The 17716-nt window shown below is 46.9% G+C and carries 18 protein-coding genes; 16 read left to right on the top strand and 2 right to left on the bottom strand.

Translation table 11 applies throughout. The features are described from left to right. Positions 1-7 precede the first annotated feature (7 nt). The 10 genes from TZ48_RS15180 (at position 8) to TZ48_RS15145 (ending at position 8344) form a co-directional block, all read left to right on the top strand. On the top strand, positions 8-1684 hold the full coding sequence (locus TZ48_RS15180) for a peptide ABC transporter substrate-binding protein (protein WP_112479772.1): 1677 nt from the start codon (positions 8-10) through the stop codon (positions 1682-1684). A gap of 76 nt (positions 1685-1760) precedes the next feature. Next, a complete protein-coding gene (locus TZ48_RS15175; protein WP_112479771.1) occupies positions 1761-2750 on the top strand; it encodes an ABC transporter ATP-binding protein in 990 nt (329 codons plus the stop codon). Continuing rightward, complete coding sequence (locus TZ48_RS15170; RefSeq protein ID WP_239670906.1) at positions 2750-3304, top strand: ATP-binding cassette domain-containing protein; 555 nt, start codon at positions 2750-2752, stop codon at positions 3302-3304. The genes TZ48_RS15175 and TZ48_RS15170 overlap by 1 nt, the downstream gene beginning before the upstream one ends. Positions 3305-3312: 8 nt before the next feature. Then, positions 3313-3579 (top strand): ABC transporter ATP-binding protein, encoded by a 267-nt coding sequence (locus tag TZ48_RS25250; RefSeq protein ID WP_239670905.1) that lies wholly within the window; start codon positions 3313-3315, stop codon positions 3577-3579. Positions 3580-3659: 80 nt separating this feature from the next. After that, positions 3660-4628, top strand: a complete 969-nt coding sequence (locus TZ48_RS15165) for an ABC transporter permease (protein WP_112479770.1) — start codon at positions 3660-3662, stop codon at positions 4626-4628. Then, positions 4625-5044 (top strand): hypothetical protein, encoded by a 420-nt coding sequence (locus TZ48_RS25245; RefSeq protein WP_239670904.1) that lies wholly within the window; start codon positions 4625-4627, stop codon positions 5042-5044. Before TZ48_RS15165 ends, TZ48_RS25245 begins: the two co-directional genes overlap by 4 nt. Then, the gene (locus TZ48_RS25240) at positions 4996-5532 is read left to right on the top strand and encodes an ABC transporter permease (protein WP_239670903.1); all 537 of its coding nucleotides are present in this window, start codon (positions 4996-4998) and stop codon (positions 5530-5532) included. Before TZ48_RS25245 ends, TZ48_RS25240 begins: the two co-directional genes overlap by 49 nt. 448 nt (positions 5533-5980) lie before the next feature. Next, a complete protein-coding gene (locus TZ48_RS25235; RefSeq protein WP_239670902.1) occupies positions 5981-6811 on the top strand; it encodes a tyrosinase family protein in 831 nt (276 codons plus the stop codon). After that, positions 6793-7506: a hypothetical protein gene (locus tag TZ48_RS15150; protein WP_162674610.1), complete on the top strand. Its 714-nt coding sequence runs from the start codon at positions 6793-6795 to the stop codon at positions 7504-7506. Before TZ48_RS25235 ends, TZ48_RS15150 begins: the two co-directional genes overlap by 19 nt. Positions 7507-7552: 46 nt before the next feature. Further along, positions 7553-8344 (top strand): copper chaperone, encoded by a 792-nt coding sequence (locus tag TZ48_RS15145; protein WP_112479768.1) that lies wholly within the window; start codon positions 7553-7555, stop codon positions 8342-8344. Between the two features lie 309 nt (positions 8345-8653). Here TZ48_RS15145 and TZ48_RS15140 read toward each other — a convergent pair whose 3' ends face one another. Beyond that, complete coding sequence (locus tag TZ48_RS15140; protein ID WP_112479767.1) at positions 8654-8992, bottom strand: HopJ type III effector protein; 339 nt, start codon at positions 8990-8992, stop codon at positions 8654-8656. An 87-nt stretch (positions 8993-9079) separates the two neighbouring features. Beyond that, positions 9080-11548: an ATP-binding protein gene (locus tag TZ48_RS15135; protein WP_112479766.1), complete on the bottom strand. Its 2469-nt coding sequence runs from the start codon at positions 11546-11548 to the stop codon at positions 9080-9082. 223 nt (positions 11549-11771) lie between these two features. Here TZ48_RS15135 and TZ48_RS15130 point away from each other — a divergent pair, with 223 nt between their 5' ends. From TZ48_RS15130 to TZ48_RS15105, 6 genes are all read left to right on the top strand, one after another. Beyond that, entirely contained in the window at positions 11772-13979 is a 2208-nt protein-coding gene (locus TZ48_RS15130; protein WP_112479765.1) for an FUSC family protein, read from the top strand. A gap of 10 nt (positions 13980-13989) precedes the next feature. After that, a complete protein-coding gene (locus TZ48_RS15125) occupies positions 13990-15591 on the top strand; it encodes a TolC family protein (protein ID WP_112479764.1) in 1602 nt (533 codons plus the stop codon). Continuing rightward, positions 15592-15795, top strand: a complete 204-nt coding sequence (locus tag TZ48_RS15120) for a DUF1656 domain-containing protein (protein ID WP_042498270.1) — start codon at positions 15592-15594, stop codon at positions 15793-15795. A gap of 11 nt (positions 15796-15806) precedes the next feature. After that, the gene (locus tag TZ48_RS15115; RefSeq protein WP_112479763.1) at positions 15807-16682 is read left to right on the top strand and encodes an HlyD family secretion protein; all 876 of its coding nucleotides are present in this window, start codon (positions 15807-15809) and stop codon (positions 16680-16682) included. Positions 16683-16741: 59 nt separating this feature from the next. Beyond that, positions 16742-17428: a potassium channel family protein gene (locus tag TZ48_RS15110; protein WP_112479762.1), complete on the top strand. Its 687-nt coding sequence runs from the start codon at positions 16742-16744 to the stop codon at positions 17426-17428. After that, on the top strand, positions 17421-17716 hold a 296-nt coding region (locus TZ48_RS15105), incomplete at its 3' end, for an AI-2E family transporter (RefSeq protein WP_162674608.1). The genes TZ48_RS15110 and TZ48_RS15105, both read left to right, overlap by 8 nt.

Below are 17716 nucleotides of genomic sequence, written 5' to 3'. Positions count from 1 at the left end.
AAATCAGATGCCATTTAAAAAAACTGCTTTTGCACTCGCCTGTGCTTCTGCATTGCTTTCAACTTCAGCTTTCGCAGCCAACGACAAGCTCACCATAGGTATTACACAATACCCTGCCACTCTACACCCTGACATCGACAGCATGGTGGCAAAAGCCTACACCAAAGGCTTTGTTAACCGTGAAACCATTGGCTACGACCAAAACTGGGAGCTCGTTTGCTTTTATTGTGAAGAAGTCCCTAGCTTTGAAAATGGTTTAGCGCAAATTGTAGATAGGCCACATGCCAAAGAAGGTGAGAGCAAGCAAGGCATTAAGATGCGAGTCAGCCTCAAATCTGATCTCTATTGGGGCGACGGCACCCCCATCACAACAAAAGATATGGTGTTTTGGCACAAAGTGGTGACCTCTCCTGACGTGCAAGGCAACCCAGAGCTGACAACCCTACAGCAGATTGAGAAGCTTGATGTGGTCGATGAGCATACTTTAGACGTCTATGTCGACCGTATCTCGTTTAAATATAACGCAGACTACATTCCACACGTTCTTCCTTCCCATATCGAAGAGTCGATATTTGAAAACGATCCAAGCAAGTACCACCTTAATACCAAGTTCGTAACAGAGCCAACCTTGGCTGGCCTATACAGCGGCCCTTATATCATCGAGCAGCTCAAACAAGGTCAGTTCGTTAAAATGACCCGCAACGAGCACTGGAAAGGCAAACAACCACACTTTGCTACAGTGACGCTGAAAACCGTTTCTGACACTCAAGCCTTGCAAGCGAACTTACTTTCCGGTGACGTCGACTACATCCCGGGCGAACTGGGTCTCACTCTCGACCAAGCGCTGCAATTTGAGAAAAAATTTGGCGACAGGTTTAACGTCGATATTCGTCCTGCATCACTCTACGAGCATCTAGACGTTCAGCTCAACAATCCTCACTTGTCGGAAGTGAAAGTTCGCCAAGCACTGCTATTCGGGCTAGATCGCAAACTAATTACCGACAAACTATTCGATGGAAAACAACAAGTTGCTAACTCAGATACAAGCCCACTGGATAGCATCTATACCTCTGAAACACCGACCTACGACTACAATCCAGAAAAAGCGAAGCAACTACTAAAAGAAGCCGGCTATGAGCTAGTCAATGGCGTGCAAATGAAAGATGGCGAGCCGCTGGAAATTGAATTTATGACGACTGCGGGCAACAAGACACGTGAGTTGGTTCAGCAGTTCGCCCAAGGTCAGTGGAAGAAGATCGGCATCAAAGCAGCCATCAATAACCAAACTGCACGCGTGTACTTTGGTACTACCTTGACCGAGCGCAAACACAAAGGTCTCGCCATGTTTGCGTGGAGTTCGTCCCCAGAAAACCCACCGTTAACGATTCTTCACTCTGATTATATCCCAACTAAAGACAATCAATGGGCAGGACAAAACTACGCTGGCTACAGCAATCCTGAAATGGATCGAGTCCTAGAAGCCATCGATAGCGAACTTAACAAAGAGAAGCGCACTGAGCTGTGGAAGCAATTCCAAAACCTATATGCGACAGAGCTACCAGCACTGCCTCTCTACTATCGTTCAGACAGCTACATTCTTCCAAAATGGCTGGTTAATGTTGAGCCAACCGGGCACCAACATTACTCAAGCTACTGGTCCGAAAACTGGAGTCGAGCGAACTAGATTTCGAATTCTAAAGTTCGAAATGAATAAGCATCGAAGCCGCTAAGCGGTATCCATTTTTAAGAATGAAGTGTCTATGAATGAAGTTATCTTAGACGTCCGCAATATGAGTGTGGCCCTTGGGCCGCACTTTGCTGTTAAGGATGTCAGCTATCAAATCAAGCCGGGAGAGATCCTTGGCGTCGTCGGTGAGTCGGGCTGCGGAAAGTCACTCACCTCTCTTGCCATTATGGGGCTACTCGATAAATCGCTTACCTTGTCTGGTGATATTCGCTTCGGTGGAAGAAATCTTGTCGGTCTGGGCGAAAAGCAGTATCAGCATATCCGTGGCGAGGGCATTGGCATGATCTTCCAAGAGCCAATGACCGCCTTAAACCCAGTAATGAAAGTCGGGGATCAGATCGCCGAAATGTTCATTATTCACGAAAACAGCTCCCCCAAAGAAGCGCGTGATCGTGCCATCGAAATGCTCAAACAAGTTCACATTCCCTACCCAGAAAAGCGTGCTAATGCTTATCCGCATGAGCTATCAGGGGGAATGAGACAGAGAGTGATGATCGCCATGGCGCTCGCTTGTAAGCCGAAAGTATTGATTGCCGATGAACCGACCACAGCGCTTGATGTAACGGTTCAAGCGCAAGTGCTCGACCTACTCGAAGAGCTGCGAGAAACCACAGGTACGGCTATCCAATTTATCAGTCACTCTCTGGGTGTGGTGTCGCAAATCTCGGATCGCGTCATGGTGATGTACGCAGGACGTGTCGTTGAAATCGCCGATGTAAATGAGATTTTCGATAACCCTCAACACCCCTACACGCAAGCGCTACTCGATACAATCCCACGAGTCGGTGTCGATGTGGACAGGCTGCCCGCTATTCCCGGTAGCGTACCACCACTCGATCAACGAAATGAAGACTACAGCTTTCGCGACCGCTGCCCTGAGCTCTACGATAGCTACTTACAGAAAGCAGAGAAGCGCAATCAACAACGGCAAGATACGGCAGCGGCTCAAACCAGCTCGACGCTACAACAGCCTGCGTTTCGTCAACAAGGAGGCGCGGCCTAATGACTTTGCTCGAAGCCAATAACCTGCACAAGCACTACCTCCTTGAAGCAGGCTCGATGTTTGGAAGAAAACCGAAAACCCTTCATGTCACCAACAATGTTTCCATCAAAGTTGAGTCAGGAAAAACCACCGCGATAGTCGGTGAATCGGGCTCAGGAAAATCGACGTTAGGCCGCATGCTCAGCATGTTGGAGCGTCCCGATTCCGGCGATATCTTTCTCGCAGGCCAAGAGGTGTCCAGATTGCCTAGTCATATGCAGCGTCGATTACGACAACGCATTGGCCTTGTGTTCCAAGACCCCTACTCAGCGTTAAACCCGCGCATGCCGATTCTCTCTTCACTGATTGAACCGATGAAAGTCAACGGCATTGGCAATAAGCAATCACAGCGTGCTCGCGCTATCGAAGTCTTAGGTTGGGTGGGCATGCGAGAAGACGTTCTTACCCGCTACCCTCATGAGTTCTCCGGCGGACAAAGGCAGAGGATCGCCATTGCCAGAGCATTAATGCTAAGGCTGAACTTATCATCGCCGATGAACCACTCTCCGCACTAGATGTGTCCGTGCAGTCGCAAATCCTCAATCTATTTAAAGATTTGCAGCAGGAGCATGGTATTGCGTTCTTGTTCATCAGCCACGATATGGCCGTGGTTTACCACTTGGCCCACGACGTGGTGGTAATGAAAAGCGGAACCATCGTCGAGCAGGCCTCCAAAGCGGACTTTTTTGCGAATCCCAAACACGCTTATAGCCGTGAGTTACTGAGCGCTGTTCCCGACATTGGCAATACACGAAGGCGAAATCGCGCTCATCAAACCGTCACCGCATAAACAGTTTGGCACTGCCCTTTAACCACTGACCTAAGCCATTAAATGTAAGGGCTTTATGCCCGTATGGATACACACATTTTATGAAACGATTTATATTTTCAAGATTACTGCAAATGCTGCTGGTTCTTCTGCTGGCATCGTTCGCAGCATACAACTTGATGGGATTAATGCCAGGCGATCCCATCGATCTCATGGTACAAAATAATCCCCATATTACCGCTGAAGACGTCGCAAGACTCAAAGCAGAGCAAGGACTGGATAAACCGGTTTATGTTCGCTATTTCCATTGGCTTGGTGATGCGCTGCAAGGTGAACTCGGTTATTCGCGCATGTTCTCACAGCCTGCTATCTCCGTCCTTTGGGAAGCGATGAAAAACACCCTTATATTGGTTGGGTGCGGCACGCTTCTTTCTATACTCATTGCGCTACCCGTTGGTGTGCTATGTGCCGTAAAACAAAATCGCTTCACCGACTATCTGATTAGTGGCATCACCTATCTATTTCTGTCTACACCTGCCGCTTGGCTCGCGCTTATGCTGATCATGTTGTTTTCTGTGGTCTACCCCCTCTTCCCCGCAGGAGGAACGGGAGAAGCCGATGGCGCTGAAGGTTTTGATAGGCTACGCTATATGATCCTACCTATTCTTAGTCTGACCTTACTCAGCATTGCCTCTATTTCGCGTTTTATGCGCTCAAGTATGCTGGAAGTGTTTCGCCAAGATTTTGTGCGAACGGCAAAAGCGAAAGGCGCCTCGTCGACAAGAGTGCTGTTCAAGCATTGCATCAAAAACGGCATGTTACCGATGATTACCGTGCTCGCAATGGATATTGCCGCGCTGATGAGCGGCGCAGTACTGACCGAAACCATCTTTAGCTGGCCCGGTATCGGTAAGCTCACTGTCGACGCGATTAACGGCAGCGACTACAACGTGGCGATGCTCTGTTTTATGGTCGCGACTACCGCCATTTTGGTGATGAACTTCGTCGCCGACATTCTCTACTCCAAAGTAGATCCCCGCATTGACTTAACAAAAGGAAGCCCATCATGACCGCACTCGCAGCAAGAAGCCAAAATCCTTGGCTGCAAATCGTTCATCGCTTATCTCGCCATAAGTTGGCCATGGCTTCTTTACTGCTCCTCACTGTAATGACTCTACTGTGCTTTAACGCGGCGAGTATTGGGCAATGGCTGGGTGTCGACCCGTTCGAAGACAATCTCTTTAGCCGTTTCGAAGCCCCAAGCGACACGCATAAGCTCGGCACGGATGAGCTAGGCCGCGATATTTTGGTTCGCCTACTTCTGGGCGGTCAGGTATCCCTCACATTTGCCTTTGTTGCCGCCATCGCAACCTCTGTGATTGGCACTGTGCTGGGTGTTATTGCTGGCTATCATGCGGCCGTGTCGATGCGGTCATCATGCGCGGTGCTGACTTTATCATTAGCCTGCCGGGCATCATGTTGCTGATTTTGATCCAAAGCATTGATATGACCAAGCTAGGCTTTTCAGAAGAGTTAGTCCGTAGTGATAGCTTTAGTGTCTACCGTTTAGTAGTGGTGATTTCACTATTAGGCTGGCCATTTGCCGCACGTTTAGTGCGTTCAAACACCCTATCCGTAAAACACCGAGAATATGTGCAAGCGGCTATCGGTTACGGCGCAAGCCACTGGTTTGTAATGAGGCAGCACATCCTACCTAATGTCATTGCTCCCGTTATCACCGCCACCACACTTGGCATTGGCGGCGCAATCCTAACCGAGAGTGCACTGAGTTTCCTCGGCTTTGGCATCAATCCCCCCACACCATCATGGGGTAACATGCTACAAAACGCTCGCGAAGCCATGTGGCACTACCCAATGGCAGCCGTATACCCAGGAGTGATGGTGCTGATCACAGTGATTACGATTAACTTTTTGGGAGATGGTTTGCAGGAGGCGATTGATCCTAAGGCTTAGTGTTCATTAGCAGGGAAAGTAGTGATTTACTTTCCCTGCTTGCTATTAAAACGTTGGCAACTAGTTGGCCTCACCTTCTTAAAAAGGAGAACTACGGAAGCGGATTACTTGGGATAATTTTGTGAGGCACTAACGAACCTTTGCCTCAAACTTCGCTAGAGTCGGATTGAACTAGATATCAAATCCTGCTTTGTAGATTGCTTTTCCTCATGTTTAAAAGTCTAACTAATAGCCAAATGTGCTAATCCAATACACAGCAATCAAAACGCACCCTGCTGCATATCACACCTTCGAGGTGTATGAAACAGCGAAAGTGAACAGTTTTTTTTGTGATTAATCTCAAACTTCGAACACTCAATTACTCAACAAATTGCACATGCTACCCATTAATCTACTTTCATACACTGAGGTGTTAATTAATCAATACACAAAAAGGACTCGAATAAGTATGATCAATTTAACTCGCACTAACATCCTTGGTCAGTCGGGTGAAAACCCAAATGATGCTCTTCACTGGTATGCAAAAGCTATCGACCACATGCGCGGACTTGACGTTCGCGATCCGCGTAGCTGGGGTTGGTGGGCGGCGTGCCATCAATATGAGTTTAACGATCCAGACCTACGGGCTTTTTGGGAAGCCACTTATACCAATGCAGCCGGTAAACAACAGCACTGGGTAACCGGCGTAAAAGAGCAACACGATACCTTCACAGACAGTGAATTGCCTTATCTCGCTAAATGCCCACATGGTTCAGTTATGTTTCTCGCCTGGCACAGGCAATACCTATTGTCTTTTGAGAATATGCTTCGAAGCATCATTACTCAACTGGGCGGACCTGCTGATTGGGCGCTCCCGTATTGGGACTATACCACCTCCGGTGAAGCCAATATGGTGATTCCTGAACCGTTCCTTAACGAAGACTCGCCGCTGTTTTATCCAGGGCGCGTAGGAGGAAACTACAACTTCTACAAACAATCCGTCGAAAGCGTAGGGCAAGTCGAATTCGAAGAATTCTCAACAAAAGAGTTCTGGTCACCGAATTCAGTGGAGTCGTGGCCTCATGATCATATTCACGATCAAGTTGGTGGTGCAATGGGTTCACTGCCCACTGCCGGTCTAGATCCCCTGTTCTATTGCCACCACGCAAATATCGACAGACTCTGGACATTCTGGACTGGCCTTGGCGGTATCGTGGAAATTGACGATCTACCCCATATCCGGATAAACAATTTAAGTTCAAATGGGCAAACGGACAAGATGTGGCTGATGTCAGCCTGATGCTTAAAGAGTTCTCGGGTACCCAGCGACTGACAGTGACCTCGGAGAAAGGCGAGAAGTTGGCCGAAATCAGCTATGAATACGCCCCCGCAGACCGTCAGCAAGCGTTTATCAGTGATGTATTGGCATACCGTCAGTTCAGTCCTCATGTCGTCGAAATCGCCGTACCCGAGGCTGTGGTTGCAGCTGCTGCTCCACTCAAACCCAAGGCTACTATCCTTTCAATTGCATCGGCGCCAAGTTCAGTTAGCCTAGGTACAAAACCTGTTACCGTGGATTTACAGCCGGTGGATCTTTCCAGTTTTAAGAAAAACTTTAACTCGTGTATCTCCGATCAATTCCAAGATGTAATTAAGCACATGGCAATCCAGTTCGAAGGTATGACAACTACCGAGCATACATTCCGTTTAGCCGCAGATCTTGTTGCTAAAGACACTAACGGCAATGAAAAGAGCTACCAGTTGGGTCCTGTTTCATTCTTCGGTGCGGGACGAAACTTGATAACCAGCCCGCTGACGGACAACAAACCCTTGACCCAGGCTTTACCGATTCCAAGGGATTCGATCATCGAGGTCGGTCAGTTGATCTTGGCCGGACAGAAGATCAGCCTTCGATTAAGGCCAAGCTGCAGCGTAAACAAGGAGAATATTGCAGCCATCGACAAAATCACGATCAGTTTCAAGTTCACTCAATGATCTGTATGGGGCGCTTTGCCGCGCCCTGCTACCCACAAAGGATTGAATGATGCCACAATCACAAACGCTCTCGTTGCAGCCTAATGCCCAACCCAAGGACAGACTTTACCGGTGGCTTGAAGGTGCCGAAATACGTGTCAGGGAATTTCGCCGTTACCCGTGGGTTCTGCCATTACTCGCCAGCCTGTGCCTGTTCGGATGGGTAGCTCTCGGTGCGCAAGCATTCCTGTCTAGCGGCCATGCCCATCACCATCAGCAAGGGATAAGCTCGCTGCTCATCAATAGTCAGCTGATGATTGTAGCCATGATGACACCCATGTTTATACCGGTGGTGCTACATATTGTTCGCTCAGTCAATCCCAGCCAGCGATTTATAGCCGTTGGGGTCGCTCTGGTCACTTACAGTGTGCTTTGGGTACTGCCCTGCGTAGGATTGACGCTCGTTTATGATGCCGCAAAACAAAATTGGCCAACAATCTCTGGATTTTCCCCCTACCTTGCACCTGCTGTCTTGGTGAGCTGCTGGTGGGTTGGTCGGCGAAACAGCGTGATCGCTATAAAGACACGCTGCTCTCAATTCCTTCCTGTCCATGTCATTGGGGCGCTCTTCTACATCAGTCTTGTTCGGTGCACCGCCAACGCCTGGAGTCGCTGCGTCATTGAATGCGGGCTTGTCATGTTAAGTATGCTGCTCCTTCAATCCCATAGCCTGCTAATTATGCTTGCCATGACAGCAATACTTATCGCTGACCGCTATGCCGTATTGAATCAACTACGCTCTGTAAGTTGGCATTGGCTTATCTTGTCCGTCGCGGTACTAACCTTCCAATCATTTTGAACCAACATTTTTCTGGTCGCCACATCTTTTCGAGTTAAATTCCAGCCATGGGCAAATCCTTGATCACCCGTTGTGATACCTTTCCGTGCAATAGCTAAGTTATTGTCCGAAACCAACGACACAACGAGCATTTCCTTATGCCCCTTCTTCACGATAACCACTACCGAAATGGTAGGAGCTTTGCGTAGATTTCACATCGAGTGTAAACCTATCACTTAACATGAGCCATATTAGGCATAAACACTCCCAAGAACGGAAATTTTTGTTGAGGATGACTGCGGCCTAGCCCTTTATCGAAGCACTAAAACCTTACTTAGCAACCAACGCCACACCGTCAAATTTTACGCCCTGCCAACCATACTTGATAAAGTTACGAATATTAGCGTGATCAGTACCTTCAGGGTTTTTAAGCACATCTTCACGATAGTATTGGCCAAAGCATGCCAACGTTGATGGCTCATCCAGCTCTTTGATTTGAGCGAAAGCGAAGATCTTACAAGAGCCGTTATTTTGACCCGCTTGATTCTCAGTGTCGCCATTGATAAAGCTCACTGGCGTAAAATCGAAGTGCTCGTCAATCACCTGCATTGTTTGCTCAAACATGACTTCGTTTGGGTTAGAGGCCAGAAGTGCCAGAAATTGTTCCATTTTTTACTGTTCCTTAATCGTGTTCTGAGCTAGCACTATATCACTAGAGCCGTAAAAAATGACACCCACCAGAAACTCTAACTCTATTTAATTGCTCGAAGAGCATCCAACAGACGACCCCGAAGCCGTTTTATTACTTTCAACGTCCTTTAAGTAGGTCAACAGGGCTCTTTCAAAGTCCTTTTTGATAAGCGGCTTAGCGATCACAGTGTTCACCCCACTGTCCAGAAACTCCTGTCTATTTTCACTGATCACATCGGCGGTCCAGCCAAAAATGAGGATACTCTCGCCATACCTCGCGCGTATCTCAGAGGCGGCACTAGGCCCATTCATAACGGGCATATGGTTATCCAATATGATCAAATTGTATTTGTTCGGATCAAACATCTCCAAGCACTCGGCGCCATTGGCGCAACTTTCTACTTCAATGTTCAAAGACTGACAAAACTTAGCAGCCACGATTCTATTGATTGCATTATCATCAACAAGAAGCACCTTGTAGATGGAAAAATCGGCATCAATCGGGGTAGAACTCGTCTCGTCTGTTGCCTTGCTCTTTATTGCTGGTAACGGAATTCGAACAGAAAATGTCGAGCCCACACCCACCTCACTGCTGACATCGATTTTTCCGCCCATTAACAAAGTAAGGCTTTTCACAATGGAGAGCCCTAAACCGGTTCCACCAAACTGACGGGTGGTTGAAGTCTCCGCTTGTTCGAACTTCTCGAAAACGCTGTCGACTCTCTCAGGCGGAATGCCAATGCCAGTATCTTTGACTATCAACTCACATTGCCCCTCACCATCAGTCACTACTGTCACTGTGATAGCGCCTTTTTGAGTGAACTTAAGCGCATTACCGACTAAGTTCAGTAAAATTTGTCTTAACCTAACTTGATCGCCAACAAACTGTATCTGCGGGTCTGTTTTATCATGAATTTCAAACAATAACCCCTTCTCTGAACATAGGCTTTGGTAGGTATTATTCACTGGTGCAAGAATGTCCTGCATCTTAAATTGGGTATGTTCAAGCACCAAGGCTTGGTTTTCAATCTTCGATATATCTAAGATGTCATTGAGTATCGAAATAAGGTGATTACTGGAACCCAATATGAGTTGCAGTGCCTCACGGTGTTTGGGGTCAGTAATTTCTTTTTCTAAGATTTGGGTCAGGCCCAACACACCATTCATAGGAGTACGAATTTCATGACTCATTGTCGCTAAGAATGCTGATTTAGCCTCATTCGCAGCATTCGCTTCTTTAGCGGTCTTAGTGAGTTTGCTTTCAAGTTTTTTGTATTCGGTGACATCCCTTTCTATCGCAATGAATCGATCAATGACGCCATGCTCATCACTTATGGGCGTAATATCGATATCAACCCAATATTCATTCCCCTGAGAATCATAATTCAAGATTTCTGTCTTGATGGGCAGCCCCTTTGATAAGGACTCTGCAATGCGTTTTTTCGTCTCGGGATTGGTGTTTTCTCCTTGTAAGAAGTGACCAGGGATCTTGCCTTGTACGCTGACCAGTGCGTAACCCGTCATCTCTTCAAATGCCCGATTCACCCATTCAATCGCACCATGTTTATCGGTTATGACCACGGCATCTCTCGCGGCTTTCACGACGGTGGCAAGTAGCTTACTCTCACGTTCCTGAACAATGAGCTCGGCATTTTTCTCAGCGAGTTCTTTTTGTGAAATCTCTAGCTCTTTGTGCGGGTTAACCAGTACTTTATTCCCGGCAAACAGGACCAGCAGGAAGCTTACCCCCATGACCACCGCTATCGCATTGTAAATGTGACTCATAAAGTTGTCAGATTGCAGCTGCAATGAGTTGGGGTTGACGCCTTGCATTAACGTTAAGCCTGCGGTCGCTACAGGTGTGGAGTTAACCAACCACGAATCAAGATTATTTTGAGTCACATAATCAAAAACGTCTCCTTGCGTTAACGCATACCAGCGCTCTTGTGGATCAATCAAATCTCCAAACAGTTCCTCATAGTCCACCGGCGTTTCACCAAACACCATTCCAACAAAGCTTCCTTTGCTCATGATCGGCATGAAAATCTTAATACATATATGGTCAGTATCGTTGTGGAGTAGGTAGACCGGTGCTGGCGTGATCAGATTTGAAGCGAGCTGCTTCATTTCATCAAAAATTCGGTTTTCATTGGCACGAGAAGGATGGCGAAACTTGTCTTCGAATAGGACTTCCCTGTCAGCATTGAAGACAGCAAACAAGACCGAGCGTGTATCTCCCTCGTAACGGTGTAAGGTCGAATCGAGATTCACGTTATGCGTCCCTTCAAGAAAATCGACAATATCTGTGTTACTCGACGCCAATTTCACGCGCGCCTTCGCGTTGTCTAGATACTCTTCGACAAATAATTTAGCGGCTTGCAGCTCTAGGTTTGAACCGGTGGTTTGTAGCGAATCTATTGCATACTTGGATTCTCTACCCAGAATGACGACTGAGGCAATCGCGAACACACACATGACGAAAGTCGTGTATATCAGTACCAAGGTTCTTCCACTCAGTCCTTTTAGTTTCAGCACGTTAAATCCTTTTGTTTGATTGCTACTATGAATTTAGAAGATTTTGCGCCGATATACAGTGCAACTTATCTAAAAAGGACAACTGAACGACTTAACTCTCCTTTTTAAAGGCTCGAGGCAGTTCACCAAACGCACGAAAGCTTTTAAATTTCTTGATGTTAGCCACCCAACCTATCATTTAACGTCTATATTTCTGTTAAGCCTCTTCTTAAATTCATGGATGATGAACAGCAAAGCGCGATTTGCCACTAAGGTGGCGCTGAGTTTGACTCTCGCTTATCTCATACCTTTTGCTATGGGATGGCCTCAAGCCTCCACGGCTGCGACGACCGTTATGCTCATTGCATCAACGGGGAGTCAGCGTGAGTCTTTTGAAAAAGGTAGCCTAAGGGTACTTGGCACCATTGTCGGTGCCGTTATCGGTCTTATTTTGGTGGGTGCTTTCGCTCAAGACCGCTTTTTGTACATGTTAAGCGTGTCTATTGTGGTGGCGTTTATCTTTTACCTTCGCAACGCCTATCAAAGTGACCCTACTCTACTCATGTTAACGGCGGTCATGACGCTCATGATGTCAAACGGCGGCGATGCTGAAGGTGCCTTTCTGTATGGTGTCGACCGTGCCTATATGACGGTATTCGGAGTAACAATTTACACCTTGGTGGGCGTCTATTTATTCCCCAGTAAAGCCGAGCAAAACCTCACTACGCTGCTTCGAGAAACCTTGGACATACAACAAAAATCCTTCGCCGCAATTTCCGCGTCTTTGCCAGGTATGGCACCTTCCACTTCGAAGGATATTCAAACAAATGAGACAAAAGACGAAGCTGGTGAACAGAACTCTTCCGACGACACCACTCCATCCATCGATGAGCTAGTCGAAAAACTGTTCACCGCACAAACCACGCTAGAGCAACGTTTCAACGTCATCAAAAAGGAAAGCAGCGAAGTTGCGGCGTACATGCAGGAGTGGAAACTGGTTATCCACCACAGTCAGAAAATCACTCAATTTCTTGCCACTGCGTCAAGTGCGCGATTCAATCACGCTGACACCAATGAGTACTTGGCTGAGTTCCCTAAGTTTGTCGCACAAATTGAAACGCTGCTCTCGCAAAGTCAGCAGTTTTTGGCCTCATCTGAAAGTGGAGAGTCGTTCCGCTTTGAAGAGAAAAAACTGCAAGTTGATGAAGCAAAATTGGCGACAAGCACTCACCTTACCAGGGCGTCGGTGTTGACTTTGGGTTATCTAATGAATCGGCTCTATGACAACGCAGGTAAGCTTGCTGAAACGGTTAGCTGTATCGACTCCATCACCAAAGTGGTGTCGTTTAAAGAGACGCTTCTTCCCATGCCGAGTGCCTTTTTGTGGTGGGATGCAGAAAACTTTAAAACGTCGATTAAGGTCTTCGTCACTTACTGGGTCGCAGGCGGTTTATGGATTCTGTTTAACCCGCCCGGTGGTTACAGCTTTGTGATTTTCTCTACCATATTTATGGCCGTCCTGTCTTTTATGCCGCTTCATCCTAAAGCGCTAGGGTTTCTGTTCACATTCGGGTTTTTATTCGCTATCCCTGCCTATGTGTTTATTTTGCCTGCGCTAGAGCTTGGAATTGAGCTCGCACTGTTCCTATTTATTTATACGTTTATTGGTTTTTACCTATTCAAAGGCCCTATCACCATCTTTTTTATGTTGGGTATGTTTGTACTTGGGATAGACAACACGATGACCTATCACTTTGGCATCATTCTTACCGTCGTGATCTTATTTTACCTTGTGGTAATGATGATCGTGTTTTCACACTACTTTCCCTTTTCTAGCAAAGCAGAGCATCTATTTCTAACCGTTAGACAGCGACTTTTCTTTCACTTACACCGCTTGCTTCTCGGCATGCAAAATATCAGACCAAACTGGCTGACAAGGCTGAGCCTTGCTCTGCATGTCAAAACTGCGAATGTTGCCTCTAAAAAGCTAGTGCTTTGGGCAAGTAAGGTCGACGTGAGCTACTTCGATAACAATACCCAACAACACCTAGTTCACTACGCCAAACGCTGTGGAGTGCTAATGGGACATGTAAATAATCTCGTTGCCGCACAAACAATTCTGAAAAATAACTCATTGATTACTAAGCTTAGAGAGACTCATGTCGATACTGTTTTACCAAACCTAGTCAAAATACACGGGGCTAAAATACATGGTGGCGCACAATCAAACAGCCATGAGTATTTCAAGCGGGCTGAACAAGACTACACGCGAGCAGAACAAGCTCTGGAAACCTTTTTCGAGTCGCTCGACTTGGATGAGATAGACAAAAATGACATTGCAGGCTTCTACCTATTTCTTCATTTAAAAAGAAATCTGTATGAATCGCTGAAAAATGTTCAAGAGGCCAGCCGAGATATCGATTTGGAGAACCTCAAGATGCATCGATTTTAGGAAAGAAAAAATGATGAGCTATCGGCTATTTATAGCCTTTACCACGACTATGCTAATGACGGCCTGCACTACGCTTGGCCCTGAATTTGAGCCGAGCAGTAAGGTAGTGCTTCCTCAGTCATGGAGCGACAGTGAAACCGAATCGAGCACACAATCGACGGCAAACTGGTGGCAACAGTTTAACGACCCGACTCTCAATCAACTTGTAGAGAAAGCCGCTAAACAAAACCTCGATGTCGAAGCCGCTGGACTTCGAATCCTACAAGCTAGAGCCGTATTAGGCATTGCTGATGGCCTACGTTACCCACAAGCACAAGCCATATCGGGCAACTTGGCACGAGCCTATGTTAACGAAAGCGCCTTCAACAACGCTGCCATTAGCTTCGATGCTGGCTGGGAAATGGACGTTTGGGGAAAATACGCTCGCGGTATTGAAGCCGCACAGGCCACTTACTACGCCTCGATTGCCTCCTATAACGATATATTGGTGACCATTACTTCAGAAGTGGCACGCAACTACATCAACTATCGTTCGTTCCAAGAGCGTATGTTGCTGTCGCAGCGAAACATTGAAATTCAAGAGCGTGTTGTCAACATCACTCGAGTACAATTTGAGTCCGGTAACGTCACCGAACTCGACGTGCAGCAGGCGAGAAACCAACTATTCACCACCAAAGCAGCACTGCCCGCGCTTGAGATTGCCATGTTACAGGCACGCAACGCACTTGCTGTCCTGCTCGGTTTGCTGCCAGAGCAAGTCGATCCTTTACTTGAAGATGGGATGAGTCAAAGGCTCGCTGAATATGAACAACGCTTTCGCTCATCAGGCTCCAAGTCTCTGATATCAGAAGATGAAGATGGTTCAATTGTGCCCGAGGCTCCGGCACTAGCCTCCAATATCGACGCCAGCTTGGTTATGAGACGCCCCGATCTGCAAGTCGCCGAACTTCAAGCCCATGCCCAGAGTGCACAGATTGGCGTGGCCGAAACTGCGCTCTATCCTAGTTTTTCCTTATTTGGTTCAATTGGTATCGACAGCTCAGTCCCCTCTGGTTCAAGCTTTAGCTTTAATGACTCACTGACTTTAGTAGCTGGTCCTGCCTTTAGCTGGAACATTTTCCAATACGGCCGAGTTAAAAATAACATCCGCCTGGAAGATGCTCGTTTTCAAGAGACAATGACCAACTACAACAAGAAGGTCCTACAAGCGGTGCAAGAGGTCACCAATGCCATGGAAGCCTACGAGCTCTATGTTGAGCAAAAAGCGCTTCGACTTCAATCGGTCAACGCATCGGTTCGAGCATTCAATATCTCGCTTACTCAGTATGAGAATGGCCAAATCTCGTTTGAGCGCCTGCTCAATTCGGTAGAGAAAATGACTCGCAGTGAAGATAGCTACGCACAGATTAAAGGCAACGTCGCCAATCAAGTCGTCGCGCTTTACAAGTCACTGGGTGGCGGTTGGCAAATTCAATCCGGACAGCGCTTTGTGTCTCCAGATAACATTGAACAGATGCAAAAAAGAACGGATTGGGATAACCAATTAAACCAAGAAAATACTCTGGTACCAGAACTGATGTTTAGAACCGCATCCACCAAGGAGGAGCCGTAAATGCCACACGAACTCGCTTGGGGCGATATCTATTTTTCACCGCTACTTCTCGTTGTGTGTATGGCTATTGTTGCCACATGGATTACGGTGATCATTATGAACAAAACTAAGTTGTCTCGATTTGTCGCATTCCCATCACTGACGTTCCTTGCCATTGTGGTGATGTACGTCGTTGCCTTCGACCACTTTGTGATTAGGTTTTAGGAGCCTCTCGAATGAAGAAATCCATTATTATCGTCCTGAACTTAGTCATACTTGGCGGCGCGGCTTGGTTTGGGTATCAAAAATACCAAGACTACTTCAATAACCCTTGGACGCGAGATGGCCAAGTAAGGGCAAATATTATTAAAGTTGCCCCACGCGTGTCAGGCCCCATTGTTAACGTTGCGATCACCGATAACCAAAGAGTGCAAAAAGGCGAACTTCTGTTTGAAATTGATCCAGAGACTTACCAGGTGGCCTTGGCTCAAGCGGAAGTCGCTCTTGAGCAGTCCATCATCAGCTCTAAGGGCAAGAAAATCGAATATGACCGGCTACTCGACATTCGTAAAAAAGATAAAGGTGCGGTATCACACAAAGATCTCATTCGACGAGAAATCTCTTATCAAGAGTCCCTACTCAAAATCAAAGCGTCGGAAGAAAAGCTGAAATCCGCCAAGCTTAACCTCAGCTATACCCGTGTCGTAGCTTCGGTTGACGGGTTTGTATCCAACCTCGATATTCGAACAGGTACGCAGGCGGTGGCCAACCAACCGTTATTAGCCCTAATTGACGAAAATAGCTTTTGGGTATTCGGCTTCTTTAGAGAGAACCAACTGCCAAAAATCAAACCCGGTAGTGACGCTCGGGTCACTTTAATGTCGCATCCGGACACACCATTAGAAGCGACAGTCGACTCCATTGGCTGGGGAATTGCACCCAAAGACGGCACCGTAGGCTACAACTTACTGCCGAATGTAAACCCTGTATTCCAGTGGATTCGACTCGCGCAGCGTATTCCCGTGCGTATTTCGATTAAAGAGCTGCCTGAGGGGGTTCACCTAAGATTTGGTCTGTCGGCGTCTATTATGGTGATGGAAGACGCAAAGTAACATGCCACTTACTTGTATGTAATAGGTAACACAGTCACAAAGATGCAAGGATAGACAGGATGAAAGTAGGAAGCCGCCTGAAAAACATCAATGAAGAAAACAACTTCTTCTATTTGACTCTCGCTTTAATCGCCCTATTGATAAGCGGAGCTTTGGCTGAAGTTGTAGGTAGTGGTGCTATCGAACGTGTTCTTCAAGTTACCATTGTCATTACTTTTATTGTCTGCTTTGCGAGCCTTCGGTTTGATAAAAACTGGTCACGACTTCTGAAAACACTGGCTCTATGCTGGGTTGCTGTCATTATTTTCAAACTCATATTCGAGCGACGTGAAATGGATATCGCCATGCTGGCGCTCACCTTCTGTTTCTTCTTAGGAACATTCAAGTCCACGGCAAGGCAAGTACTGTTTCATGGCGAAGTAAATACCAACAAAGTCATCGGCTCAGTCGCATTATTTCTCCTGCTCGGCTTAATGTGGGCTATCGTTTACTTGGTAGTCATTGAATATTCACCGGGCGCATTCACCGGTATGGAAGCAATTTCTTGGGGAGACAACTTCTCCAATGCGGCCTACTTTAGTTTCGTTACTTTAACCACGCTCGGTTATGGTGATATAAGTCCAGTGACTCCATTGGCTCAAGTAGTGGTGTATTTAGAGGCAATCGTAGGCGTATTTTATATGGCCATCGTCGTGTCGAGTTTAGTCAGTGCAAATTTGCAACACAGGGAAAAACAAAATGGATAGACAAACCGAACAACGTCAAAGCAAGCTCTTTGTCAACAATATGGTGGAGTCGGCTATTCGAATCGGCTTACTCGTACTTCTACTCAGTTTTACTTACGACATCATTAAGCCGTTCATTATTCCGGTGTTGTGGGGGGCAATCATTGCCGTGGCTCTGTTGCCCGTCACCAAAAAGCTCGAACGTTCGCTTGGTGGTAAACGGGGTTTGGCTTCAATGTTGGTGGCGTTAATTGGTATTTCTATCCTAGTTATACCATTTGTATTGGTATCAGGCTCCATCTATGACGG

Source organism: Vibrio variabilis (assembly GCF_003263785.1).
In the GTDB taxonomy this organism is placed as follows: Bacteria; Pseudomonadota; Gammaproteobacteria; order Enterobacterales; family Vibrionaceae; genus Vibrio; species Vibrio variabilis.
The sequence above is the reverse complement of the archived record's forward strand: the minus strand, read 5'-3'. Positions and strand labels throughout refer to the sequence as shown.